Annotated in this window: 23 protein-coding genes; 9 read left to right on the top strand and 14 right to left on the bottom strand. The window is 72.7% G+C overall.

What is annotated here, in order from left to right; translation table 11 throughout:
- Nucleotides 1-195 precede the first annotated feature (195 nt).
- Both sucD and sucC read right to left on the bottom strand, forming a co-directional pair.
- Nucleotides 196-1,101, bottom strand: a complete 906-nt coding sequence (gene sucD / locus FKD65_RS29335; RefSeq protein ID WP_141580859.1) for a succinate--CoA ligase subunit alpha — start codon at nt 1,099-1,101, stop codon at nt 196-198.
- 2 nt (nt 1,102-1,103) lie between these two features.
- Entirely contained in the window at nt 1,104-2,285 is a 1,182-nt protein-coding gene (sucC, locus tag FKD65_RS29330) for an ADP-forming succinate--CoA ligase subunit beta (RefSeq protein WP_141580857.1), read from the bottom strand.
- Between the two features lie 302 nt (nt 2,286-2,587).
- Between sucC and FKD65_RS29325 the strand changes: the two genes are divergently transcribed.
- Entirely contained in the window at nt 2,588-4,114 is a 1,527-nt protein-coding gene (locus tag FKD65_RS29325) for a glycoside hydrolase family 15 protein (protein ID WP_240809654.1), read from the top strand.
- A 16-nt stretch (nt 4,115-4,130) separates the two neighbouring features.
- Here the strand turns inward: FKD65_RS29325 and FKD65_RS29320 are convergent, their stop codons facing one another.
- Nucleotides 4,131-4,676, bottom strand: a complete 546-nt coding sequence (locus FKD65_RS29320) for a GNAT family N-acetyltransferase (RefSeq protein ID WP_141580855.1) — start codon at nt 4,674-4,676, stop codon at nt 4,131-4,133.
- A 50-nt stretch (nt 4,677-4,726) separates the two neighbouring features.
- Between FKD65_RS29320 and FKD65_RS29315 the strand changes: the two genes are divergently transcribed.
- Nucleotides 4,727-5,329: a TetR/AcrR family transcriptional regulator gene (locus FKD65_RS29315; protein WP_141580852.1), complete on the top strand. Its 603-nt coding sequence runs from the start codon at nt 4,727-4,729 to the stop codon at nt 5,327-5,329.
- Nucleotides 5,330-5,343: 14 nt separating this feature from the next.
- The gene (locus FKD65_RS29310) at nt 5,344-5,838 is read left to right on the top strand and encodes a MaoC family dehydratase (RefSeq protein WP_141580850.1); all 495 of its coding nucleotides are present in this window, start codon (nt 5,344-5,346) and stop codon (nt 5,836-5,838) included.
- On the opposite strand, the gene FKD65_RS29305 is transcribed toward FKD65_RS29310, so the two are convergent.
- On the bottom strand, nt 5,839-7,053 hold the full coding sequence (locus FKD65_RS29305) for an MFS transporter (RefSeq protein WP_240809653.1): 1,215 nt from the start codon (nt 7,051-7,053) through the stop codon (nt 5,839-5,841).
- A 55-nt stretch (nt 7,054-7,108) separates the two neighbouring features.
- Here FKD65_RS29305 and FKD65_RS29300 point away from each other — a divergent pair, with 55 nt between their 5' ends.
- Nucleotides 7,109-7,852, top strand: coding sequence for a helix-turn-helix transcriptional regulator (locus tag FKD65_RS29300; protein ID WP_141580846.1), 744 nt, complete (start codon nt 7,109-7,111; stop codon nt 7,850-7,852).
- A 17-nt stretch (nt 7,853-7,869) separates the two neighbouring features.
- Here FKD65_RS29300 and FKD65_RS29295 read toward each other — a convergent pair whose 3' ends face one another.
- Both FKD65_RS29295 and FKD65_RS29290 read right to left on the bottom strand, forming a co-directional pair.
- Complete coding sequence (locus tag FKD65_RS29295) at nt 7,870-8,697, bottom strand: alpha/beta fold hydrolase (RefSeq protein ID WP_141580844.1); 828 nt, start codon at nt 8,695-8,697, stop codon at nt 7,870-7,872.
- Nucleotides 8,698-8,934: 237 nt separating this feature from the next.
- Nucleotides 8,935-9,564: a TetR/AcrR family transcriptional regulator gene (locus FKD65_RS29290; RefSeq protein ID WP_141580841.1), complete on the bottom strand. Its 630-nt coding sequence runs from the start codon at nt 9,562-9,564 to the stop codon at nt 8,935-8,937.
- Between the two features lie 68 nt (nt 9,565-9,632).
- Between FKD65_RS29290 and FKD65_RS29285 the strand changes: the two genes are divergently transcribed.
- Nucleotides 9,633-10,463 (top strand): class I SAM-dependent methyltransferase, encoded by an 831-nt coding sequence (locus FKD65_RS29285; RefSeq protein ID WP_141580839.1) that lies wholly within the window; start codon nt 9,633-9,635, stop codon nt 10,461-10,463.
- Nucleotides 10,464-10,479: 16 nt separating this feature from the next.
- On the opposite strand, the gene FKD65_RS29280 is transcribed toward FKD65_RS29285, so the two are convergent.
- Complete coding sequence (locus FKD65_RS29280) at nt 10,480-10,812, bottom strand: cupin domain-containing protein (RefSeq protein WP_141580837.1); 333 nt, start codon at nt 10,810-10,812, stop codon at nt 10,480-10,482.
- Nucleotides 10,813-10,884: 72 nt separating this feature from the next.
- Here FKD65_RS29280 and FKD65_RS29275 point away from each other — a divergent pair, with 72 nt between their 5' ends.
- Entirely contained in the window at nt 10,885-11,907 is a 1,023-nt protein-coding gene (locus tag FKD65_RS29275) for a GlxA family transcriptional regulator (protein ID WP_141580834.1), read from the top strand.
- Here FKD65_RS29275 and FKD65_RS29270 read toward each other — a convergent pair.
- Complete coding sequence (locus FKD65_RS29270; protein WP_141580832.1) at nt 11,888-13,057, bottom strand: epoxide hydrolase family protein; 1,170 nt, start codon at nt 13,055-13,057, stop codon at nt 11,888-11,890. The two genes, FKD65_RS29275 and FKD65_RS29270, sit on opposite strands and share 20 nt — an antisense overlap.
- Nucleotides 13,058-13,119: 62 nt before the next feature.
- Between FKD65_RS29270 and FKD65_RS29265 the strand changes: the two genes are divergently transcribed.
- Complete coding sequence (locus FKD65_RS29265) at nt 13,120-14,085, top strand: YafY family protein (protein ID WP_141580830.1); 966 nt, start codon at nt 13,120-13,122, stop codon at nt 14,083-14,085.
- Nucleotides 14,086-14,159: 74 nt separating this feature from the next.
- Here FKD65_RS29265 and FKD65_RS29260 read toward each other — a convergent pair whose 3' ends face one another.
- The 3 genes from FKD65_RS29260 to pcrA form a co-directional block, all read right to left on the bottom strand.
- Nucleotides 14,160-14,798 carry a transcriptional regulator gene (locus FKD65_RS29260; protein WP_141580828.1) on the bottom strand — a complete coding sequence of 213 codons (639 nt, stop codon included), beginning with the start codon at nt 14,796-14,798 and terminating at the stop codon, nt 14,160-14,162.
- A complete protein-coding gene (locus tag FKD65_RS29255) occupies nt 14,795-15,973 on the bottom strand; it encodes a threonine synthase (RefSeq protein WP_141580826.1) in 1,179 nt (392 codons plus the stop codon). The genes FKD65_RS29260 and FKD65_RS29255 overlap by 4 nt, the downstream gene beginning before the upstream one ends.
- A gap of 178 nt (nt 15,974-16,151) precedes the next feature.
- On the bottom strand, nt 16,152-18,407 hold the full coding sequence (pcrA, locus tag FKD65_RS29250) for a DNA helicase PcrA (RefSeq protein ID WP_205718284.1): 2,256 nt from the start codon (nt 18,405-18,407) through the stop codon (nt 16,152-16,154).
- Nucleotides 18,408-18,776: 369 nt separating this feature from the next.
- Here pcrA and FKD65_RS29245 point away from each other — a divergent pair, with 369 nt between their 5' ends.
- Both FKD65_RS29245 and FKD65_RS29240 read left to right on the top strand, forming a co-directional pair.
- Nucleotides 18,777-20,240 (top strand): hypothetical protein, encoded by a 1,464-nt coding sequence (locus tag FKD65_RS29245; protein ID WP_141580824.1) that lies wholly within the window; start codon nt 18,777-18,779, stop codon nt 20,238-20,240.
- A gap of 58 nt (nt 20,241-20,298) precedes the next feature.
- Nucleotides 20,299-20,619, top strand: a complete 321-nt coding sequence (locus tag FKD65_RS29240) for a protealysin inhibitor emfourin (RefSeq protein WP_141580822.1) — start codon at nt 20,299-20,301, stop codon at nt 20,617-20,619.
- A 90-nt stretch (nt 20,620-20,709) separates the two neighbouring features.
- On the opposite strand, the gene dhaM is transcribed toward FKD65_RS29240, so the two are convergent.
- Genes dhaM through dhaK form a run of 3 tightly spaced genes read right to left on the bottom strand, consistent with a single transcriptional unit; the run spans nt 20,710 to nt 22,713 of the window.
- Nucleotides 20,710-21,096: a dihydroxyacetone kinase phosphoryl donor subunit DhaM gene (dhaM, locus tag FKD65_RS29235; protein ID WP_141580820.1), complete on the bottom strand. Its 387-nt coding sequence runs from the start codon at nt 21,094-21,096 to the stop codon at nt 20,710-20,712.
- 1 nt (nt 21,097) lies between these two features.
- Complete coding sequence (gene dhaL / locus FKD65_RS29230) at nt 21,098-21,721, bottom strand: dihydroxyacetone kinase subunit DhaL (protein WP_141580818.1); 624 nt, start codon at nt 21,719-21,721, stop codon at nt 21,098-21,100.
- Complete coding sequence (gene dhaK / locus FKD65_RS29225) at nt 21,718-22,713, bottom strand: dihydroxyacetone kinase subunit DhaK (RefSeq protein WP_141580816.1); 996 nt, start codon at nt 22,711-22,713, stop codon at nt 21,718-21,720. The genes dhaL and dhaK overlap by 4 nt, the downstream gene beginning before the upstream one ends.
- Nucleotides 22,714-22,729: the final 16 nt, after the last annotated feature.

The following is a 22,729-nucleotide window of genomic DNA, read 5'->3' as shown; positions in this document are numbered from 1 at the left end:
TGGCACCGCGCCCGCCCCCGCGAGGGCCGCCCGCCCGGCGTGTCGCCTTTGTCATCGCGCCCTCGTCCCCGGCGCCCGTCCCGTCCCGGCGTCCGGCCCCGCGCGGACGCGGGGCCGGACGCGAAAGACGCCCGGGCCGCCGGGCGGCTCGGGCGTCTTTCGGGTCCAGCGCGTTCCGGGGGCGTCCCCCGGGGATCAGAGCTTCTGCATGATCTCCCGCATGAGGACGGCGGTCTCGCTCGGGGTCTTGCCGACGCGGACGCCGACCTTCTCCAGGGCCTCCTTCTTCGCCTGCGCGGTGCCGGCGGAGCCGGACACGATGGCGCCGGCGTGGCCCATGGTCTTGCCCTCGGGGGCGGTGAACCCGGCGACGTAGCCGACGACCGGCTTGGTCACGTGCTGCTCGATGTAGGCGGCGGCGCGCTCCTCGGCGTCGCCCCCGATCTCACCGATCATCACGATGGCGTCGGTCTCCGGGTCGTCCTGGAAGGCCTGGAGGGCGTCGATGTGGGTGGTCCCGATGACGGGGTCGCCGCCGATGCCGACGCAGGTCGAGAAGCCGATGTCGCGCAGCTCGTACATCATCTGGTAGGTCAGCGTGCCCGACTTGGACACCAGGCCGATGCGGCCGGGCGTGGTGATGTCGGCCGGGATGATGCCGGCGTTCGACTTGCCGGGGGACGCGATGCCGGGGCAGTTCGGCCCGATGATGCGGGTCCCCGTGGTTCCGGGAGACGCAGCGCGCTTGGACTCGGCGTACGCCCAGAAGTAGGCGGTGTCGTGCACCGGGATGCCCTCGGTGATGACGACGCAGAGCGGGATCTCGGCGTCGATCGCCTCGACGACGGCGTCCTTGGTGAACTTCGGCGGGACGAAGACGACGGAGACGTCCGCGCCGGTCTCCCGCATGGCCTCCTCGACGGTGCCGAACACCGGGAGGGCCGTGCCGTCGAAGTCGACCGACTGGCCGGCCTTGCGGGCGTTCACGCCGCCGACCACCTGCGCGCCGGACGCGAGCATCCGGCGGCCGTGCTTGGTGCCCTCGGAGCCCGTGATGCCCTGGACGATGATCTTGCTGTTCTCGGTGAGCCAGATGGCCATTGTCATGCACCTGCCGCTGCGAGTTCGGCGGCGCGCTCGGCCGCGTCGTCCATGGTGTCGACCTGCTGGACGCCGGGCAGCGCCGCGTCGTTGAGGATCTTGCGTCCGAGCTCGGCGTTGTTGCCGTCCAGCCGGACGACGAGCGGGCGGTCGACGGCCTCGCCGCGGTCGGCCAGCAGCTTGTAGGCCGCCACGATGCCGTTGGCGACGGCGTCGCAGGCCGTGATGCCGCCGAAGACGTTGACGAAGACGGACTTGACGTCGGCGTCGGACAGGACGATCTCCAGCCCGTTCGCCATCACCTCGGCGGACGCGCCGCCCCCGATGTCGAGGAAGTTCGCCGGCTTCTGGCCGTCGAACCTCTCGCCCGCGTAGGCGACCACGTCGAGGGTGGACATGACCAGCCCGGCGCCGTTGCCGATGATGCCGACGCTGCCGTCGAGCTTGACGTAGTTGAGGTCCTTGGCCTTGGCCGCCGCCTCCAGGGGGTCGGCCGCGGCCTTGTCCTCGAGCTTCTCGTGGTCGTCCTGGCGGAACGAGGCGTTGTCGTCCAGGGAGACCTTGCCGTCGAGGGCCTTCACCTGGCCGTCGGCGGTGAGGATCATCGGGTTCACCTCGACGAGGGAGGCGTCCTCGTCGGTGAACACGGCCCACAGGCGCTCGATCAGCTCGGCGGCGCCGTCGAGGGCCTCCTGCGGGAGGCGGCCCTTCTCGGCGATCTCGCGGGCCCTGGCGCGGTCGATGCCGTCCAGCGGGGAGACCGGCACCATGGCCAGCCGGTCGTGCGGGACCTCCTCGATCTCCACGCCGCCCTCGACGGAGCAGATGGACAGGAAGGTCCGGTTGGCGCGGTCGAGCAGGAACGAGAAGTAGTACTCCTGCGCGATCGCGCTGCCCTCCTCCACCAGGACCTTGTGGACCGTGTGGCCCTTGATGTCCATGCCGAGGATCTGGGTGGCGAGCTGCTCGGCCTCGTCGGCGGAGTCGGCCAGCTTCACGCCGCCCGCCTTGCCGCGGCCCCCGGTCTTGACCTGGGCCTTGACGACGACCTTCGAGCTCCCCGCGGCGAACAGCTCCGCCGCGATGTCCCGGGCTTCCTGGGGAGTATGGGCGACCTTGCCGGTGGGCACCGGTACCCCGTACTCGGCGAAGAGTTCCTTCGCCTGATGTTCGAACAGGTCCACGAGGGCGTCCTTTTACGGATCGACAGCCAAATGTGACCACACGAGTGGGGGTTGCACACGGGTGTCCGTGCGGCCGGCACTCTGCGGTCCGCTCCGTCGATGCAGCCTAGTCAACCCGTCTTCATGGTGAGGCCGCCGGGTCCGATTGTCACCGGGACTTCCCCTGGGCGTGACAGCGCGGCGAGCCTCAGGTGTGCTCATCCTCAGGGGAGGGCACGAGTGGCGCGTGAGGAGGATGAACCGATTGACGTAGTTTGATGTACTAATTCGGCGGGACGGCCAGGCGGACAGGGGGCGAACGCATGGCAATGGCTGAGGAACGGGACGCGCCGGTCGCGGCGCCCGTCCCCGTCGCACCCGCCGCCCGCGGATCCTCGCGGCAGGGCGGGCCCTTGGCTCCCCGCAGGCGAAGCGCGCCGCGCGGCCCCTCGGGCGTCAGCAAGGTGCGGCGCACCGCGGCGCTGCTCATCGTGGCGGCCCTCGTCGCGACCGGCGGCGCCACCGTCCCCGAGCCGCCCGGTCCCGGCTGGGCGAGTCCGGGGCTCGTCGGCGGCGGCGGATGGCCGTTCGCGGGCGTCCCGCTGTCCCCCGACCAGGCCGAGGGGGCCTCCTACCTGCCGGGCAGCTCGGTGGTCAGGCTCGCCGACGGGCGGGTCCGGCTCGTCCCGTCCGGCGGTGAGACGCCGATCACCGTGGGCGCCTCCGACCCGCGGGTGGCCCGCGCGGTCCGGTCCGACGGCGCATGGCTGGCGCAGGGCACCGTCCCGGAGGGCGGGCAGGCCGGCGCGTACCGCGAGATGGCCTCGCGCGCCCTGCTCGACCTCCGGCTCCTCACCCGCCCGAACGGCGCGTCCCTGGCGTCCTGGTACTCGAAGTGGCGCTACTGCTGGCCCCGCGACTCCGCGTTCGCCGTCGCCGCGTTCAGCGTGACGGGGCACCCCTCCGAGGCGCGCCGCATCCTGGACTTCCTCGCCCGCGCGCAGAACGACGGCGGGATGTGGGCCGCGCGCTACAACGCCGACGGGACGGCCGTCGCGGACGGCCGAGCCCCGCAGCTCGACTCGCTCGGCTGGGTGCTGTGGTCGGCGTGGTTCTACCGCGTCCAGGCCCCGGACCAGGACGAGCCGCCCGCGCTGTGGCCGATGGTGCGGCGCGCCGCCGACCACCTGGCGCGCTCCCTGGACGCCGAGGGGCTTCCGCCCGCCTCGTCCGACTACTGGGAACGCGACCACCGCCGCGAGGAGGACCCGCGGCGCCCGACGCTCGGCGTGGTCGGGCCGGTGCTGGCGGGGCTGCGCTCGGCGGCCGACCTCGCGCGGGCGCGCGGTGACGCCCGGAGGGAGGCGCAGTGGCGGCACGCCGCGCAGCGGGTCTCGGACGCGGTGGCCAGGCAGTTCGCCCCCTACGGCTACCCGCGCTCGCCCGTGGCCGGCGGGCTGATGGACACGTCGGTCACGTTCCTCGCGCCGCCGTTCGCGCCCGCCGACCAGGGCGTGACCGCCGCGATCGGGGACGCCGAGCGCAAGCAGGCGCTGCCGAACGGGGGCGTCCTGCCGGGCGAGCGCTGGTCCGGCGACCCCGACGTCGCCTGGACTCCGGAGACCGCGCTGTTCGGCCTGAACGCGGCCGCCTCGGGGCGGAAGGCCGATGCACTGGACCGGCTCACCTGGCTCTCCGAGCACCGCACGTCCCTGGGCGTCCTCCCCGAGAAGGTCGGAGCGACCGGCAAGCCCGCTGGCCCGGCGCCCCTGGGCTGGACCGCGTCACTCGTCCTGCTGAGCCTCTCCGCCCTGGAACGCCCGCTCCCGACCCCCGGAACGGGATCCTGAGCACGGGCTCCTGATTTCAGGCCGTCTTCCACTCCTCCCCGAGGACCGCCCACACCTGGACGTCGCGCCGGTCGCCGTGCAGCACGAAGGCCTGCCGCATGACGCCCTCGCACGTCATCCCGAGCCGCTCGGCCACGGCCGCGCTGGCCGCGTTGCGCGGATCGCACAGCCACTCCACCCGGTGCATCCCCCGCACCCCGAACGCCCAGTCGATCATCACGCGGACGGCCGTGGTGATCAGCCCGCGCCCCCGCGCCCCGGCCGAAAGCCAGACGCCCACCTCGCAGACGCCCTGCGCGGGGTTGAACGTCCGGAAGAGCGTGCCGCCCTCGAGGACGCCGTCCACCCAGATGCCGTAGATACGGCCCTCGTCCCTGGCCTGCCTCTCGGCGTAGGCCTGGAGGAACGCGCGGGCCGTCTCCTCGTCCACCACTGCCCGGGCCCAGGGGATGTACTGCTCGATGTCCTCGCGGACCCGGTCGGTGTACTCGGCGAACTCGGCCGCCTGCCATGGCTCCAGCGGGCGCAGTTCAGCGTCCTCGGCGAGCGTGCGAGCGAACATGGGTCCTCCCCGGGGGTACGTACCGAACGTTTGTTATGTACTCTACGGGAATGCCCGCCCGAGGTGATCACGACGCCCGGCGCCGGGACGTGTCCGAGGCCGTCTGGCGCGTCCTCGCCGCCCGGGGCTTCACCGGGCTGACCCTGCGCGCGGTCGCGGCGGAGATGGACGCGTCCACCGGCCTGCTCACGCACTACTTCCCGAGCAAGAAGGCCCTCGTCGCCCACGCCCTGGACCTCGCCGAGGAGCGCACCGCGAACCGGCCGCGGCGCGAGGCCCCGCCCGGACTGGCGTCGCTGCGCGCCGCGCTCCTGGACGTCCTGCCGCTGACCCCCGCCGCCTCGGACATGAACCGCGTCTGGGTCGGCTCGTGGGACATGGCGCTCGCCGACCCCGAGCTCGGCGAACGCCAGCGGCGCCGCTACGACGCCTGGCGCGGCCGGCTCCGCCCCCACGTCGTCACCGCCGTCGAACGCGGCGAGCTGCCCCCCGCGACCGGCGTGGACGACACCGTCGCGTCCGCCGCCGCCTTCGCGCACGGCCTGGTCGTGCACGCGCTCTTCGCCCCGGACGCCTACCCGCCCACCCGCCAGACCGCGATGCTGGACGCCTTCCTGGCCTCCCTGACCACGGCTCCCAGCCCCCCGGACTAGGCCATCCTGGTCGCATGACGATCAGCACGCGCGCCCTCGGAGACGACTTCACCGCCCCCATCGACGACCGCTACCTCGAGGACTACACGGCCGGCACGACCTACGAGTACGGGCACGTCACCCTGGACGAGGCGGAGATCATCGAGTTCGCCCGCCGCTTCGACCCGCAGCCCATCCACGTGGACGCCGACTTCGCCGCGTCCGGCCCGTTCAAGGGGATCATCGCCAGCGGCTGGCACACCGGATCGATCATGATGCGGCTGTTCGCCGACCACTTCCTGTCCCGCGTGGCGAGCCTCGCCTCCCCCGGCGTGGACGAGCTCCGCTGGCCCGCTCCCGTCCGTCCCGGCGACACCCTGCGCCTGCGCGTCGCCGTCCTGGAGGCCCGCCCATCCCGCTCCAAGCCGGACCGGGGCATCGTCCGCACCCGCAGCGAGCTCCTCAACCAGGACGACCAGGTCGTCCTGCACACCCTGCCGGCCAACCTCCTGCGCCGCCGGACGGCCTGATCAGCGCGTGCCCTCCCGCACCGTCCGCGCGCCGCCGGCCGGTGCCGGGACCTCGGCCGGTGCCGGGACGGCGGGTTCGGGCAGCGTCCGGAACAGCAGCCAGGCCAGCGCGGGCAACGCGATCAGCGGGGCGAGCGCCACGCGCAGCGAGGCGGCGTCGGCGACGGCGCCGAGGACGGGGCTCGCGAGGCCGCCGACGCTGACCGTCAGGCCGAGGGTGACGCCCCCGGCGGTGCCGACGCGCGTGGGCAGGTAGTCCTGCCCGAGGGTGACCTGGAGCGAGAACGGGACGTAGAGGCCGGCGGAGGTCAGCGCCACGAACAGGTAGAGAGCCGGGCCGGGCACGAACACGATGCCCGCGACGGCGGCGACGGTCAGCAGGTACGACCTGCGCACGACCGTGACGCGGTCCCAGCGGGCGGCCAGGGAACCGCCCAGCACGGTGCCCACGGCGCCCCCGAGGTACAGGACGAACAGCGCCGCGCTCCCCGCGGCCACTCCCCCTCCCGTGCGCTGCCGCGCGTAGAACGAGATGAACGTGCTCAGCCCGACGAACACGATCGACCGGCAGACCACGGCCAGCGAGAGCCTGACGAAGGAGCGCGGGTCGTCGACCCCGGCCTTGGAGCCCGCGCGCCCGCCCGCGCCCGTCCCCTCGAGGGCGCGCAGGACGGGCAGGCACAGCACGCTGCCCGCGAGGGCGGGCAGCACGAGGAAGGGCGTGCAGCGCAGGCCGCCGGTCGCGACGACCGCCGCGACCAGCAGGGGGGCGAGCGCGAACCCGATGTTGCCGCCGACGGAGAACCAGCTCATCGCGGTATGGCTGCCTCCGGAGGCCTTCCGCGCGACCCGGGCCGACTCGGGGTGGTAGGCGGCGACCCCGATCCCGGAGACCGCCACGAAGGCCAGGGTGAGGGCGTAGTCGCCGCTGAGCCCGCTCAGGGCGATCCCGGCTCCCCCGAGGAGCGTGCTCAGCGGGAGCAGCCAGGGCATCGCCCACCGGTCGGTGAGCGCCCCGAACAGCGGCTGCGCCACCGACGACAGCAGCGACGCGGCGAGCACGACACCGGAGGCCGCGGCATAGGTGTAGGCGCGCTCGGCGACGAAGAACGGCACGAGCGCCGTCACGGAACCCTGGTAGACGTCCACGCAGGCGTGCCCGGCGGACAGCAGGAGGACCGGCCTTCTCGTGGACGCGCCGCTTCTCGTAGACACGCCCCTCATGGTCGCGACCGCGGAACCTGTCGGGCTTCCGATAATCTGCCAACCAATGCAGGAAACCCGCCATCAACCCACCGCGCCGACCCGGGCGCGCTCGCTGGCGCCGGGCGCGGCCATCGACGCCCACCGCCACGACGACCACCAGATCGCCTATGCCGGACGCGGCGTGGTGGCCGTCACCACGGAGGCGGGCTCATGGGTGGCGCCCGCCGACCGCGCCATCTGGATCCCGGCCGGGGCCGTCCACTCCCACCAGGCCCACGGCGAACTCGAACTGCACCTGGTCGGGCTGGCCGCCGCCGACAACCCGCTAGGGCTGGACGCGCCGGCGGTGCTCGGCGTCAGCCCCCTGCTGCGGGAACTGATCCGCGCCTACACCCGCGACCCGGACGACGGCTCCCCGGCCCGCGCCCGGCTGCGGGCCGTGCTCCTGGACCAGTTGCGCGTCTCGTCGCAGGAGGCGGTGCATCTGCCCGCCCCGACCGCGCCGCGCCTCAAGGCGCTCTGCGAGATCCTGCACGCCGACCCCGCCGAGGACCGCACCCTCGCCGAACTGGGCCGGGAGGTCGGCGCGAGCGACCGGACCCTGTCCCGGCTCTTCAGAAGCGATCTCGGGATGACGTTCCCGCAATGGCGCACCCAGTTGCGCCTCTACCACGCCCTGGTCCTGCTGGCCGAGGGCACTCCGGTGACCACCGTGGCCCACCGGTGCGGCTGGTCGTCCGCCAGCAGCTTCATCGACGTCTTCCGCCGGGCCTTCGGCCACACGCCGGGCAGCCATCACCCGGCGTGAGCGGTGCCTCGGCGGGGTCAGCCCTTCAGGAACTCCAGCAGGTCGGCGTTGAACCTCTCCTTGTCGCCCGGCACGAGCGCGATGCCGTGCGAGGAGCCCTCGTAGACCTTCAGCACGGCGTCCGGAATGATCTCGACGGCCTTGCGGGCCGTGGCATCGATCGGGACGATCTGGTCGTCGTCGCCGTGGACGATCAGCGTCGGGACGTCGAACTTGCGCAGGTCCTCATGGAAGTCGGTGAAGGCGAAGGCGTCCACGCACTTGATCCCGGCCTGGATGCTCTCCTGCATGCCCATGAGCCAGAACGCGTCGCGGTTGCCCTGGGTGACCTTGTTGCCCGGCCGGTTCGCGGAGAAGAACCCCTCCGAGGCGTCCTTCCAGAACTGCGAGCGTTCGTGCAGGATGCCCTTCTTGATGTCCTCCAGCGCCTGCTGGGGGACGCCTTCGGGGTTGTCGTCCGTCTGGAGCATGAACGGCGTGATCGCCGAGAGCAGGACGGCCTTGCGGACCCGTCCGGTGCCGTGGCGTCCGATGTAGCGGGCCAATTCGCCACCGCCCATCGAGTGCGCGACCAGCGTGACGTCCCGCAGGTCGAGATGGCTCATCAGGTCGTCGAGGTCGTCGGCGAAGGTGTCGAAGTCGTAGCCGTCGAACGGCTGGCTGGAGCGTCCGTGGCCCCTGCGGTCGTGGGCGATCCCGCGGTGGCCGTTGTCGGCCACCAGCTTCATCTGGTCCTCCCACGCGTCGGCGTTGAGCGGCCAGCCGTGGATGAAGACGACCGGAGGCCCGCCGCCCCAGTCCTTGTAGAAGATCTCGTTGCCGTCGCGAGTGGTGACGTACCCCATGCCGGAACCCCCCGTGCGCTCGTATGGAGATGACGGACTCGGATCAGCGGCGACATCGCAGCCTTCCGACGACCAGTCGCAGCAATACCCCACCTACAACCCAAAACGACCAATACTCGGTCGAAGCACCATTACCCGCCATTTCACCGACGTGGCCCGTCCGCGGTGCGGCCGAGCAAGGAGCGGGCGGGCAAGCAGCGGGTGGGCAAGGAGCGGGCGGTCAGCCTCCTGGAAGGCTCAGCCGCACAGCTGGGCGGTCAGGGTGGTGCGGGCCCAGTCCTCCCAGGCCCGCGGCGTCCAGCCGCGGTCCTGGACGAAGAGCAGGTACAGCTGCGGGCTGAGCAGGCCGAACAGCAGGTCGGCGGCCATCCCGGCGGAGACGCCGGGGCGGGCGCCGGGCTTGGAGACCAGCGCCTCGGCCGCGGCGCGATGCACGGTGTAGCGCGGGTCGGGGCCGTCCGGCCACTGCGCGGCGATCTGCGGGTCGGCGGCCCCGGCGGCCGCGATCATCGACGTGATCGGGGCGACCCGGCCGAGGATGTCGCCGGTGCCGCGCACGTGCGCGCGCAGCTGGCCGGCCGCGGTGGGCGCGGCGCACGCGGCGCGGAACCACTCCCGCTCCATGGTGGCGACCGGTTCGGCGTCCCCCGCGATCGACGCGTCGACGACGTCCTTGAACAGCGCGCGCTTGTTGCCGAAGACGAAGTACACCGTCTGGACGGCCACCCCCGCCCGGTCGGCGACCTCCTGCAGGCTCGTCGCCCCGTAGCCCTGCGCGACGAACAACTCCCGCGCCGCTTCGACGATCTTCCCCCGGGTGCGGCGGGAGCGCTCGGCCCGCTTGTCCGGCCGCTTGACGGTCTCCATGGCGGGAGTATATCTCTAGAGTCCATCACTAAAGTTGACATCTAGAAACTTCGAGCGAAGGGGACGAGATGGACACGGTCGTCAACGTTCAGCAGGCCGAGGCGTGGAACGGGTGGGAGGGATCGGCCTGGGCCGACGACGCCCCGCGGTACGACGCGATGATGGGCGGCTTCAACCAGCCGCTCCTGGATCTCGCCGCGATCGGCGGCGACGAGAGCGTCCTGGACATCGGATGCGGTACCGGACAGCTGACCCTGCTGGCCGCGCGCCGGGCGGCGCAGGCGGTCGGCGTCGACATCTCCGAGCCCATGGTGACCCGTGCCCGCGCGGACGCGGCCGGGCAGGGCATCGCCAACGCGCGGTTCGACCAGGCCGACGCCGAGGCCCACCCCTTCGAGGAGGGCCGCTTCGACGTCGTCGTCAGCCGCGGCGGCGTGATGTTCTTCTCCGACCCCGTCGCCGCCTTCGCCAACATCGCCCGCGCGCTGCGGCCCGGCGGCCGGATGGTGTTCATCGTCCCGCAGGCCGGCGGCCCCGACAGCGAGTACGCCAGGGCCACCGCCGCTCTCGCGCCGCTGATGCGCCGTCCCTCACCCGCGGCCCGCGGCATGGGTTCGCTGTCCGACCCCGCCCGCATCCGCCAGGTGCTGGGCCAGGCGGGCCTGACGGACGTCGACACGCGACCCGTCCACGCGCCGATGGACTACGGCCGCGACGCCCGCGACGCCGCGGACTTCATCCTCGGCCAGGGTCCCGTCCGCTACAACCTCGAGGACGCTGACCAGACCGCCGTCACCCGCGTCCGCCGGGAACTCCAGGCGGCGCTCGCGGCCTACGAGACCCCGGCCGGCGTCCGCATCCGCGGCTCCGTGTGGCTCGTGAGCGCCGTCCGCCCCTGAATGCTCGGCGGCGGGCTCAGCCCTCCGGGAAGAAGAGGAAGAGGGTGCAGCCGGTCGACGTCTGCGGGACGTGGGAAGTGCCCGCTGCGGCGTGGATGAAGGAACCGGCGGGGTAGTCCCGGTCGCCGTCGTTGAAGGTTCCGGAGACCACGAAGACCTCCTCGGGCCCCGGTTCGTGGACGTCGACTCCTTCCCAGCATGTGTCCGGGTCCATCTCCAGGACGAAGGCCTTCGCGCCGCCGTCCCCCTCCCACAGCGGCCGCAGCCGGATGCCGGGGAAGACTTCGCGGACCGGAGCGTCCTGGACGGCGGACCACACATAGCCGGGCGCGCTCTGTTCTGTCGTCATGGGGACCAGCCTGGCCACCGGTGCCCCGTCCGGCCGAGTGTCAGGAAAGACATGCTGCGGTACTTTCATGCCATGCATCGCGTGGTGGCACTCGTACGCCCACCCCAGTCGACCTTCGAACTCGGCTGCGCGGCCCAGATGTTCGGCATCGAACGGGCCGGGCTCCCGGTCCGGTACGCCTTCGGGGTGTGCACCGAGCGCCCCGGCCCGGTCGCGACGCTGGCCGGGTACGACATGCTCGTGACCGGTGGGCTGGACGCGCTCGGCACGGCCGACACCGTGATCGTTCCGGGCTGGCTCCCGGCCGGGGCGCCGCCGTCGCCCGCGGTCGTCCGAGCCCTGCGCCGCGCGCACTCCCGAGGCGCCCGCGTGGTCAGCATCTGCTCCGGCGCCTTCGCGCTGGCGCACGCCGGTCTCCTGGACGGGCGGAAGGCGACCACCCACTGGGGCCTGGCGAACGAGCTCGCCACGCGTTTCCCGCACGTCCAGGTCGACCCGGACGTCCTGTACGTGGACCACGGTGACGTCGCCACCAGCGCCGGAGCCGGAGCCGGCATCGACCTGTGCATGCACCTGATCCGCGCGGACCAGGGCGCCCGGTACGCCGCCCACGTCGCGCGGACCATGGTCATGCCGCCCCACCGCGAGGGCGGCCAGCTGCAGTACTCGGCGCCGCCGCACCCCGCCCAGGTCGACGGCACGCTGGCGCCCCTGCTGGACTGGATCGCCCGGAGGCTCGGCGAACCGGTGACGATCGAGAGCATGGCCGCGCACGCGGGCGTCTCCACGCGCACCCTCGCCCGCCGGTTCGCGGAGCAGCTCGGCACCAGCCCGGGGCAGTGGCTGCTCACCCGGCGCATCGCCGCGGCACAGGACCTGCTGGAGTCCTCCGACCTCCCCTTGGACGCCATCGCCAGGCGCGTCGGGCTCTCCTCGGCCACCAACCTCCGCAGGCGCTTCCTCAACACCCTGGGCACGACACCGGGCGCCTACCGCCGCGCCTTCCGAGCCAAGCCCCGAGGGCACGTCCCGCGGACCGGGGCGGCGGCGCGGCGCCACCCCGGCGCGGCCGCCCTCACCGAAGCGAACGGCTGAAGAGCCGGACGTCCTCGACCAGGAGGTTCGGCACCTCCATGGCCGCGAAGTGGCCTCCCTCGCCGTACTCCGACCAGTGCTCGATGGCGCCGTCCGGATCCATGAGGGAACGGATGGTGGTGTCCGCGGCGAAGACGGCGACCCCGACCGGGGCATCCGACTTCGGCGGGGGCCCGCTCTCCTGCGCCGCGAACGCCTTCCACGCCCGCATGCCGTCGTGGACGGCGTGCGCGGTGGAGGCCCCGGAGCCCGTGAACCAGTAGAGGCTCACGTTGGCGAGGAGCTGGTCCCGGTCCACCGCCGCGTCGGGGAGGTCGATCGCCGGGTCCGTCCACTCGTGGAACTTCTCCACGATCCAGGCGAGCTGACCGACCGGCGAGTCGTTCAGCGAGTACGCCAGGGTCTGCGGACGGGTCGACTGCAGGACCAGGTAGCCGATCCCCTCCTCCCTGAACCTGTTGAACCGCTGGGCCCGGTCCCGCTCGGCTCCGGAGAACCCCGCCGGATCGAGGGCGGGCCCGAACGGCGGGGCCGCACCCGTCCCGGACAGATGGACGCCGGCGACGCGCTCCGGGTCGACCATCGGCAGCATCCCGGCGACGCCCGACCCGACGTCCGTTCCCTGCGCGACGTACCGCTCGTATCCGAGGCGGCGCATCAGTTCCGCCCACATCCGCGCGACGCCGAACAGGTTGAAGCCCGCCTCGCCGATCGGGTTGGAGAAGCCGTAGCCCGGCAGCGAGGGGAGGACGACGTGGAAGGCGTCGCCAGGGTCGCCGCCATGGGAACGGGGGTCGGTCAGCGGCCCGACGGCCTTCATGAACTCGACCGGTGAACTGGGCCAGCCGTGCGTGAGGACGATCGGCAGCGCGCCCGGCTCCGGCGACCGCGCGTGGAAGAAGTGGATCGTCTGGCCGTCGATCTCCGTCCTGAACTGCGGGACCTCGTTCAGGGCCGCCTCCTCGGCACGCCAGTCGAAACCGGTGGCCCAGTACTCGGCGAGCCCCCTGAGGTATCCGGCGGGGACGCCCCGGTCCCAGCCGTCACCCCCGGCGGCCGCCGGCCAGCGCGTCGCGGAGACCCGGGCCCGCAGGCCCTCGATCTCGGCCGCGGGGATGTCGATGCGGAAGGGGCGGATCTCGTTCGTCATGGCAGGCACGCTAGGCCGGAATGCGGAACAGATCGTTCCGCGATCCGGGGCAGGATGGAGAAATGATGCGAACCTCCGTCCGGCTGCTCCGCCTGCTGTCGCTCCTCCAAGCCCGGCGCGACTGGAGCGGTCCCGAGCTGGCCGAACGCCTCGCCGTCACCACCCGGACCGTCCGCAACGACATCGAGCGGCTGCGCGAGCTCGGGTATCCGGTGGAGGCGGCCCCGGGCGTCGGAGGCGGCTACCGGCTCGGCGCGGCCGCCGTGCTGCCGCCCCTGCTGTTCGACGACGACGAGGCGGTCGCGGTGGCGATCGGGCTCCGGACGGCGGCGAGCGGCGCGGTCTCCGGCATCGAGGAGAGCTCGGTCCGCGCCCTCGCCAAGCTGGAGCGCCTCCTGCCGTCCCGGCTCCGGCACCGGGTCGCCGCGCTCGCCTCCACGACGGTCGCGCTGCCCGGCTCGGAGCCGCCCGTGGACGCGGCCGTGCTGACCGCGATCGCCGCCGCGTGCCGCGACCACGAGCGCCTGCGCTTCGACTACCGCACCCACGGCGGCGCCGCCGGGCCCCGCGTGGTCGAGCCCCACCGCCTCGCCGCCTCCGGCCGCCGCTGGTACCTCCTGGCCTGGGACCTGGAGCGGGACGACTGGCGGACCTTCCGCGCCGACCGCGTCGTCCCGCGCCCGCCGAACGGACCCCGGTTCACGCCTCGGGACATGCCGGACGAGGACGTCGCGGCTCGTATCTCATCCGGCCTCGCCCGGGCGATGTGGGCCTACCGCGCGCGGGTGGTCGTGAACGCGCCGGCCGCCGAGATCGCGGCCCGGGTGCCCGCGGGCATCATCGTCGAACCCGCCGGCGACGGCACCTGCGTCATGGAGGCCGGCTCCGACGATCCGGCCATGCTCACCGTCTACCTCGGCATGCTGGACGCCGACTTCCGGATCGACGAGACCGCGAACCCCGAACTGGCCGACCACCTGCGCACTCTCGCCGCCCGCTACGCCCGCGCCACCGGCGCCGGCTCCTGACGGGCCGTCTCACGACAGTCCCGGGGCCGGGACCTCGACGGCGGCGTGGGCGTCTCCGAGCCGGGCGGCCGGGGTCAGGGCCGCCTGGCGTAGTTGTAGACGGTGCTCCGGGAGACTCCCAGCAGGTCGGCGATGGCCTCGGTGGAACCCCTGGTGGCGAAGTAGCCGCCGCGGTGCAGCCGCCGGACGAGTTCCTTCTTCGCGGCGCGGTCGAGCGCGCGCGGCGCGGCGGCTCGTTCGGCGGCGAACGTCTCGACGAGTTCGCGCAGCTCCCGATCCGTGCGGTTCCGCAAGGTCTCCAGCGGCTCCTCCCGGTGCCCGGCCTCGGTCGCCACCAGGTTGGCCAAGGTGAGCGTGAGAGGGGAGAGGGTCGACACGTCGAGGTTCAGGCAGAGCGCCCCGACGTAGCGGCCCTGGGCGTTCTTGATCCCGATGGACGTGCTCTTGACCGGGCGGCCGTCCGGGAACCGGTTGGGATAGTTCTGGATCACGCTCGCGTACTCCGGGTCGGCGATCCGGCGCAGCCCCAGCTCGGTGGCGGAGTCTCCCACACCGCGGCCCGACAGGTTGTTCTCGATGACGCGGATCGCGTGCTCCGGGCGGCGCAGGTCGTGCAGGACCACCTCGCAGAGGCCGGGGAACATGCGCCCGATCGCGATCGCGATCTTCTCAGCTTCGAGGAGGAGGTGCTCGTCGGGGTCCTCGGAGGTCACGCGCGGCTCCGTCCGTGCGGGGCGCCGTCGGCGCCGAACACCGCGGCCATCTTCTCCGCGGATTTGAGTCCGGCGCCGGTGAGGACGACGACGGTGGTCTCGCCGGGGCCGATGGTGCCGTCGGCCAGGAAGTGGTCGAGGGCCGCCGCGGCGACGCCGCTGGTGGGCTCGGCGTACAGTCCGCGCGAGGCGAGCTTGCGCACGGCCGTGTGGATCTGGTCGTCCGTGACCGCCACCGCCGCCCCGCCCGAGCGGCGGATCGCCTCGACGGCCTCCCGGAGCCGGACCGGGGCGGCGATGGACGCCCCCTCCGCGATCGTCGGCACCCGCGGTCCGCGGCTCCCCGGGTCGATCCCGTTCACCGTGTCCGCGATGGCGGCCCAGTGCTCCGGTTGGCCGACCAGAAGTCTGGGGAGCCGGTCGATCCGGCCCCCGTCGAGCAGTTCGCCGAACGCGATGTCGCAGCCGAGGACGTTGCTGCCCGCGCCCGCGACGAGCACGACGTTGTCCGGTGCCCTGAACCCGAGCGACTCCCACATCTCGTAGGCGATCGTCTTGGTGCCCTGGAGGAAGAACGGGTGCCAGTTGTGGCTGGCGTAGGGGATCCGCTCGGACTGGCGGATCGCCTCGTCGGCCACCTGTTCGCGGGTGCCCTCGACGAGTTCGATCCGGGCGCCGTACGCGCGCGCCTGCAAGATCTTGGCGGCGGACGTCGCCGCGGGAACGATGATCTTCGCGTCCATCCCGGCGGCGGCCGCGTAGGCGGCGACCGAGGAGCCGCCGTTGCCGGAACTGTCCTCGAGGACCCGCGTCTGCCGCTGCCCGCGCAGATGGGAGACCATCACCGCGACCCCCCGGTCCTTGAAGCTGGAGGTGGGGTTGAACCATTCGAGCTTGAAGTGAACGCGGCGCCCGTCCCAGTCCAGCGGCGGCATGGGGGTGAGGCCCTCTCCGAGGCTCACCCGGTGCCGGGGGGAGACCGGGATCGCGGCCTGGTAGCGCCAGAGGGAGCGCTCGCCCGTGTCGATCCGGTCGGGTGCGGGCCCGGGCACCGGGCTGAGCGCGAGGGGCGAACCGTCCTCACCCCGCCAGCGCCGATCGGTGATCGCGTAGCGGTGCCCGCTCCTGTCGTAGAGGAACGGGGCGTCGGTCACATGGCCGGTGGTGTCGTTCACGGGGCTCCGATGAGGAGGCGGCGCATCAGGTTCTCCCTCCCATCCTTGGACAGAAATTGCAAAAATGCAAGATCATTCCAAGTCTCGGCCGGCCGTCGACCGGGCGGGACCCGCGGGAGGGCGGCCGGCGAGGACGGGCTTCAGCGCGGCACGGGTACCGGCGCTGGCGGAGGCGTGCTCAGAGCTTTTCGATGGTGGCGAAACGCAGGACGAGGGTGCGGACGCCGTAGTCGCCGCCGAAATCGACGCTGGCCTTCTCGCCCTTGTCGTAGACGGAGACGACCGTGCCCAGCCCGAAGGCGTCGTGGGTGACCTTGTCGCCCGGCGAAAGGGACGGGACGGGGCGGTTCCCCGGCGAGCGGACCCCAGGGCGCTCCGCCATCCGCGACATGGCGGAACCGGACGTGGACGACGCCTCGCGCTCCCACTCGACGAGTGACTTCGGGACCTCGCCGAGGAAGCGGGACGGCGGGTTGACCTGCGGCGCTCCCCACGAACTGCGCATCGTGGCCCGGGAGACGTAGAGGCGCTGCCGGGCGCGCGTGATGCCGACGTAGGCCAGGCGGCGTTCCTCTTCGAGTTCCTTGGGGTTGCTCATGGCGCGCAGGTGGGGGAAGACGCCGTCCTCCATTCCGGTGAGGAAGACGACGGGGAATTCGAGGCCCTTCGCGGTGTGCAGGGTCATCAGGGTGACGACGCCGTGCTCGCTCTCTTCGGGCTGCTCGCCCGGCGGGACGGGGCCGCCCTTCGCGCCGCCGGGAATGGAGTCGGCGTCGGCGACCAGGGCCACCTGCTCGAGGAACTCGGGAAGGCGCCCCTCGGCGGACTCGCCGTCGAGGCGCTCCTCGAACTCGCGGGCCACGGCCTCGAGTTCCTGGAGGTTCTCGACGCGGGTCTCGTCCTGCGGGTCCTTGGAGGCCTGGAGTTCGGCGAGGTAGCCGCTGGCCTTCAGCACCTCGGCGATCAGGTCGGCGGGGGCGAGCGACTCGGCGGCGGCGCGCAGCTCGTCCAGCAGGGCGACGAAGTCGCGGACGGCGTTGATCGAGCGGGTCGCCATGCCGGGGACGTCCTCGGGCGTCCGGAGGGCCTGCCAGAACGAGACGCGCTCGCGGGACGCGTACGCCTCGACGCAGGCCTCGGCGCGGTCGCCGATGCCCCGCTTGGGGACGTTCAGGATGCGGCGCAGGGAGACGGTGTCCTCGGGGTTGGCGAGGCAGCGCAGGTAGGCGAGCGCGTCGCGGATCTCCTTGCGCTCGTAGAACCGGACGCCGCCGACGACCTTGTACGGAAGCCCGACCCGGATGAAGACCTCTTCGAAGACACGGGACTGCGCGTTGGTGCGGTAGAAGATGGCGACATCGCCGGGGCGGGCCTCGCCGTCGTCGGTGAGCCGGTCGACCTCGCGGGCGACGAACGCGGCCTCGTCGTGCTCGTTGTCGGCCACATAACCGATGATCTTGTGGCCCTCGCCCTGGTCGGACCAGAGCTTCTTGGGCTTGCGGTCGGCGTTGCGCTCGATGACGGCGTTGGCCGCGGACAGGATCGTCTGCGTGGAGCGGTAGTTCTGCTCCAGCAGGATCGTGGTGGCCTGCGGGTAGTCGCGCTCGAACTCCAGGATGTTGCGGATGGTCGCCCCGCGGAACGCGTAGATCGACTGGTCGGCGTCGCCGACGACGCAGAGCTCGGCGGCCCCGACGCCCTCGACCGGCGCGGTCAGCTCCCGGACGAGCTCGTACTGCGCGTGGTTGGTGTCCTGGTACTCGTCGACGAGGACGTGCCGGAACCGGCGCCGGTAGTGCTCGGCGGCCTCCGGGAAGACCTGCAGCAGGTTGACCGTCATCATGATCAGGTCGTCGAAGTCCATGGCGCCGGCCTGCTGGAGCCGCGCCTGGTACATCTCGTAGGCCTCGGCGAGCGTCTGCTCCATGTGCGTGGAAGCCCGCGCTTTGAAGGTCTCGTAGTCGATCAGCTCGTTCTTCAGGTTGGAGACCTGGGCGCTGAACGACTTCGGCGGGTAGCGCTTGGGATCGAGGTCGAGCTCGCGGCAGACGAGCGCCATCAACCGGTTCGCGTCGGCCTGGTCGTAGATCGAGAAGCTCGTGGGGAAGCCGAGGCGCTTGGCCTCGCGGCGCAGGATCCGCACGCACGCGGAGTGGAACGTCATCACCCACATGGCCCGCGAGCGCGGCCCGACGAGGGCGTCCACCCGCTCCTTCATCTCGGCGGCCGCCTTGTTGGTGAAGGTGATCGCGAGGATCTGGCCGGGGTGCACGTCCCGCTCGCCGAGCAGGTGGGCGATGCGGTGGGTGAGCACCCGGGTCTTGCCCGAGCCGGCACCGGCGACGATCAGCAGGGGGCCACCGGAGTGCACGACGGCAGCGCGCTGCTGCGGGTTCAGGCCGTCGAGCAAGGGGTGGGCTTCGGTCTTCGACATCACGTGCGAGTCTACGGCGCCGGGCGGACGTTTTCGGCGCGTCCGCCGACCCCGGCGGCGCGGCGCCCGCCCGGCCCCCGCCCGCCTCCGGCCCGGCCGGGCCCGGCCCGCGTGCGGCCGATACCGCCGTTGACCTCGATCAAGGGGCCGAAGGCAGCATGTGGACAGATGGGCCGTCTTTTGGGCGCAGCGGGTTGACTCGATCTCGCGTTCCGGCGGACGTTGGAATTGGAGCGGACACCGGTCGGGCCGGCGTGCCCCGGCCAGATCCCGGAGTGCAAGGCCCCGTACCGCATCCCCGCGCGTCCGCATCCGGCGGCGCAGAGTCAGCAGGGACTCGCGCATTGTCACAGGGGGAAGGTGGCGCTGATGAAGATCCACCAGCAGGAACTCCAGACGAGGCGGGACAACGGGAACGCCGAGGCCGTCGTGCCCGCGCAGTGGCCCGGGCGGGCGGCCCAGGTCGCGCAGGGGGCGGCCCAGCCGCATGCGCGCCCCGTCCCGCGTCCGGTGCCGGTCCCGGTGCCGGCACAGCCCGGGCACAGGTTCCTCATCTACAAGCAGGACCCGTCCGTCACGACGCTGGGCGCCCGGTTGACCTTCATCCCGACCGTGGTCCTGAACGGCCCGACGGACGTGCGCGTCCAGACCGAGTTGCAAGGCGTCACCCCGGTCGCGCGCAACATCAACGGCGACTTCGTCTTCACCCCCGGGACCCCCCAGTTCGACTGCGCGCACACGTTCGCCGTCGTCCGGGAGACGATGGCCATGTACGAGCGGCACAACGGCGGGGTCCCGATCCCGTTCGCGTGGAACGTCGGGGGCAACACCGAGCGCATCACCGTGTTCCCGCACGCGGGCGAGGGCGCGAACGCGTTCTACACGCGGACGGCCAAGGCGCTGAAGTTCCTCTTCTTCACGCCGCAGGGGCAGCCGGCGTCGAACGTGCTCTTCACGTGCCAGTCCTTCGACATCGTCGCGCACGAGACGGGCCACGCGGTCCTGGACGGCCTCAAGCCCGGCTGGCTGTCGGCGGACAACCCGCCGCAGACCGGCGGCCTGCACGAGGCGTTCGGCGACATCACGGCGATCTTCCTGGCCCTCGCGCAACCGGACCAGGCGGAGGCGCTGGTCGCCCTCACCAAGGCGAACCTGCACGACAAGTCGTTCCTGACGGAGCTGGCGGAGGAGTTCGGCAAGGCGCTCGGCATGGCGTCCGGGCTCCGCAACGCCGACAACGACCTCAAGCTCAGCGAGGTCGGCAACGAGGTGCACGCCATCTCGCAGGTGTTCACCGGCGCGATCTACGACATCCTCGCGGACGTCTACACGTTCGAGCTGAGCCGGCAGCAGCGCACGAAGGGCGCCACGGTCGTGCTGATCGAGACGGCGTCCGCGCTGTGCAAGCTCGTGTTCGACGCGATCGCGGCGTCCCCGGCGACCGGGGCGCGGTACGTGGACGTGGCGAACAAGATGCTGGAGGCCTCGGCGAGCCGCGGCGACCCGGCGGTCTACCGGACGTTCATCCGCAACCGGTTCGCCGTCCGGGAGATCACGACGGCGGCGACGCCGCTGCGCGACCTCATGAGCGGGCAGATGGCGATGACCGAGGCCGCCTACACCGGGGACGGGCAGGACGTCACCCGCGTCGAGCCGCACGACGAGCACTCGGCCAGCCTGCTCGCCGGCCAGGACAGGTCGCGCTGCTGCGGGACGATGCAGATGCCCGAGTACCAGGCCGTCTCCGCCGAGAAACTGGCACAGGGCGGCTCGCTGGAGGACGATGACATCCTCCGGAGCGGGCTGGAGGAGCTGCGCAGCGCCTTCAAGTAGGAGCCCGGGGATCGGGTAGAGAGCGGAGAGCGGACGAGTCGACGGGAAGGTGCGCGGCATGCGCGTGACGATCGAGAGCACGGGCGGTTTCACCGGCTACAGCGCCGTCGTCGCGCAGTACGACACCGAGACCCTCCCCGCCGGCCAGGCCGACCGCGTGCGGGACGCGGTCGGCGCCCTCGCCGCAGAGCACGCCCGCGGCGCCCAGGGCGAGATCGGCGCCGACCTGCCCGCGTACCGGATCACCGTGACCGGGGACGGTGCGGAGGAGTTCGGGGCGGGCGGGGAGCCGCGCGTGTACGAGGTCCGGGGCGACCCCACCGCGGGAGTCGCGTCCGTCCTCGGCACGCTCCTCGAAGGCCCCGACGCCACGCCCTGAAACGCTCCGCCCGGAGCGGCGAAGGCGCCGTGTCCAGAGCGCTGCCGCGGCCGGGCCGGTGCGCTTCGGCTCCGGCCCGGCCGCGGGGGTTCAGGCGGTCTTGCGGTGGTCGCGGGCGGATTCGGCCGCGGCGTGGACGGCGGCGAGGTCCGCACCGGTCGCCGCCATGGACGCGGCGGCGACCGCGCCCTCGACCAGCGGGGCGTCCGCGAGCAGGACGTCCTCGCCCTCGGCGTCCTCGATGAGCATCTTGGCGGTCAGCACGGAGCTGCCGAGGTCGGCGAGCAGCACGACCCCGTCCCCGTCGTCGACCGCGGCGACCGCCTGCTCGACGAGGTCGATGCTCGTCCCGAGCCGTCCTTCGGAGTCGCCGCCGGCGGGTTCCACGACGGCCTTGCCGACGCCCATGGCGCGGGCGACCTCGGCTACGCCCTCGGCGAGCGTCCGGCTGTGGGAGATGATGACGATCCCGACCATGTCACCCCTCCCCCGCGACGTCGGCCAGGGCTCGGAGCAGCAGGGCGGTGGACGAGGCGCCGGGGTCCATGTGCCCCTCGCTGCGCTCGCCCAGGTAGCTGGCCCGGCCCTTGCGCGCGCGCAGCGGGACGGTGTCGTCCGCGCCCTTGGCTGCGGCGTCGGCGGCGGCGCGCGCGCATCCGGCCAGGTCGGAGCCGTCCGCCAGCGCCGCCTCGTACGCGGCCACCGCGGGGGCCAGCGCGTCGACCATCGTCTTGTCGCCCTCGGCGGCCTTCCCGAGGTCCTGGACGCCTTCGAGGGCGGCCCGGAGCGCCGCCCCCAGCGCGGCGGCGTCCACGTCGGCGGCGTCGCCGAAGGCCTTGCCCGCGCGGCGCAGCGCCGTCCCGTAGAGGGGGCCGGACGCTCCGCCGGTCTTGGACACGATGGCCCGCCCGGCGGTGATCAGCACCTTGCCCGGCGGGACGTCCTCGGGGAGCGCCTCCACGGCGGCGCGGAAGCCCCGGTCGAGGTTGAGCCCGTGGTCGCCGTCGCCGATCGCCGCGTCCAGCCGGGTCAGCCGGTCGGCGTCGGCGGACACCCGTTCGGCCGCCCGCCGGATCCAGGACGCGAAGTCCTCCGCGTTCATCGGCCCCACCGCAGTCCCGGGGTCTCGACGGGCGCGTCCCAGAGGCGGGTCAGGTCCGGCGTCATCCGGCACACGCTGATCATGCAGCCCGCCATCTCCAGGCTGGTCACGTACGGCCCGACCAGGCTGCGCACGACGGTCGCGCCGTGCCCCTCCAGCCACTGCGCCGCCGCCGCGTAGGCGACGTACTGCTCGATCAGCGGGGTCCCGCCCATCCCGTTGACCAGCACCAGCACCTCGGAGCCGGACAGCGGCATGTCCGCGTCGATCGCGCTGAGCGAGGCGTCCACGATCTGCGCGGCGGTGCCGACCTTGACGCGCTCGCGGCCGGGCTCGCCGTGGATGCCGATGCCGAGCTCCATCTCGTCCTCGCCCAGCTCGAACGTCGGGGTCCCGGCGGCCGGGACCGTGCAGGACGACAGCGCGACGCCGAACGACCTGCTGCGCTCGTTCACCTCCCGCGCCGCCGCGGCCACGTCCGCGAGGGGCGCGCCCTCCTCGGCGAGCGCCCCGGCGATCTTCTCGGCGAACAGGGTGGCGCCGGTGCCGCGCCGCCCGGCGGTGAACGTGCTGTCCTCCACCGCGACGTCGTCGTCGACGATGACGGACACGACCTCGATGTCCTCGTCCTCGGCCAGCTCGGCGGCCATCTGGAAGTTCATGACGTCGCCGGTGTAGTTCTTCACGAGGTGGAGCACGCCGGCGCCGCCGTCCACCGCCATCGTGGCGGCGATGATCTGGTCGGGGACGGGCGAGGTGAACACCTCACCGCAGCAGGCCGCGTCCAGCATCCCGTAGCCGACGAAACCGGCGTGCAGCGGCTCGTGACCGGATCCGCCGCCCGACACCAGGGCGACCTTCCCGGTCCGCGGGGCGTCCGCCCGCACGACGGTCCCGCTCTCTGGATCGACCTTCAGCGACGGGTGCGCGGCGGCCAGCCCGCGCAGCGCGTCGGACACCACGTCCGCCGGGGCGTTGATGAGTTTGCGCATGTCTCAGCTCTACCCC

Origin of the sequence: Actinomadura sp. WMMA1423 (assembly GCF_006547145.1) — a bacterium.
Taxonomy (GTDB): Bacteria; Actinomycetota; Actinomycetes; order Streptosporangiales; family Streptosporangiaceae; genus Spirillospora.
Note: the sequence above shows the minus strand (reverse complement) of the source record. Positions and strands in the feature narration are given on the sequence as shown.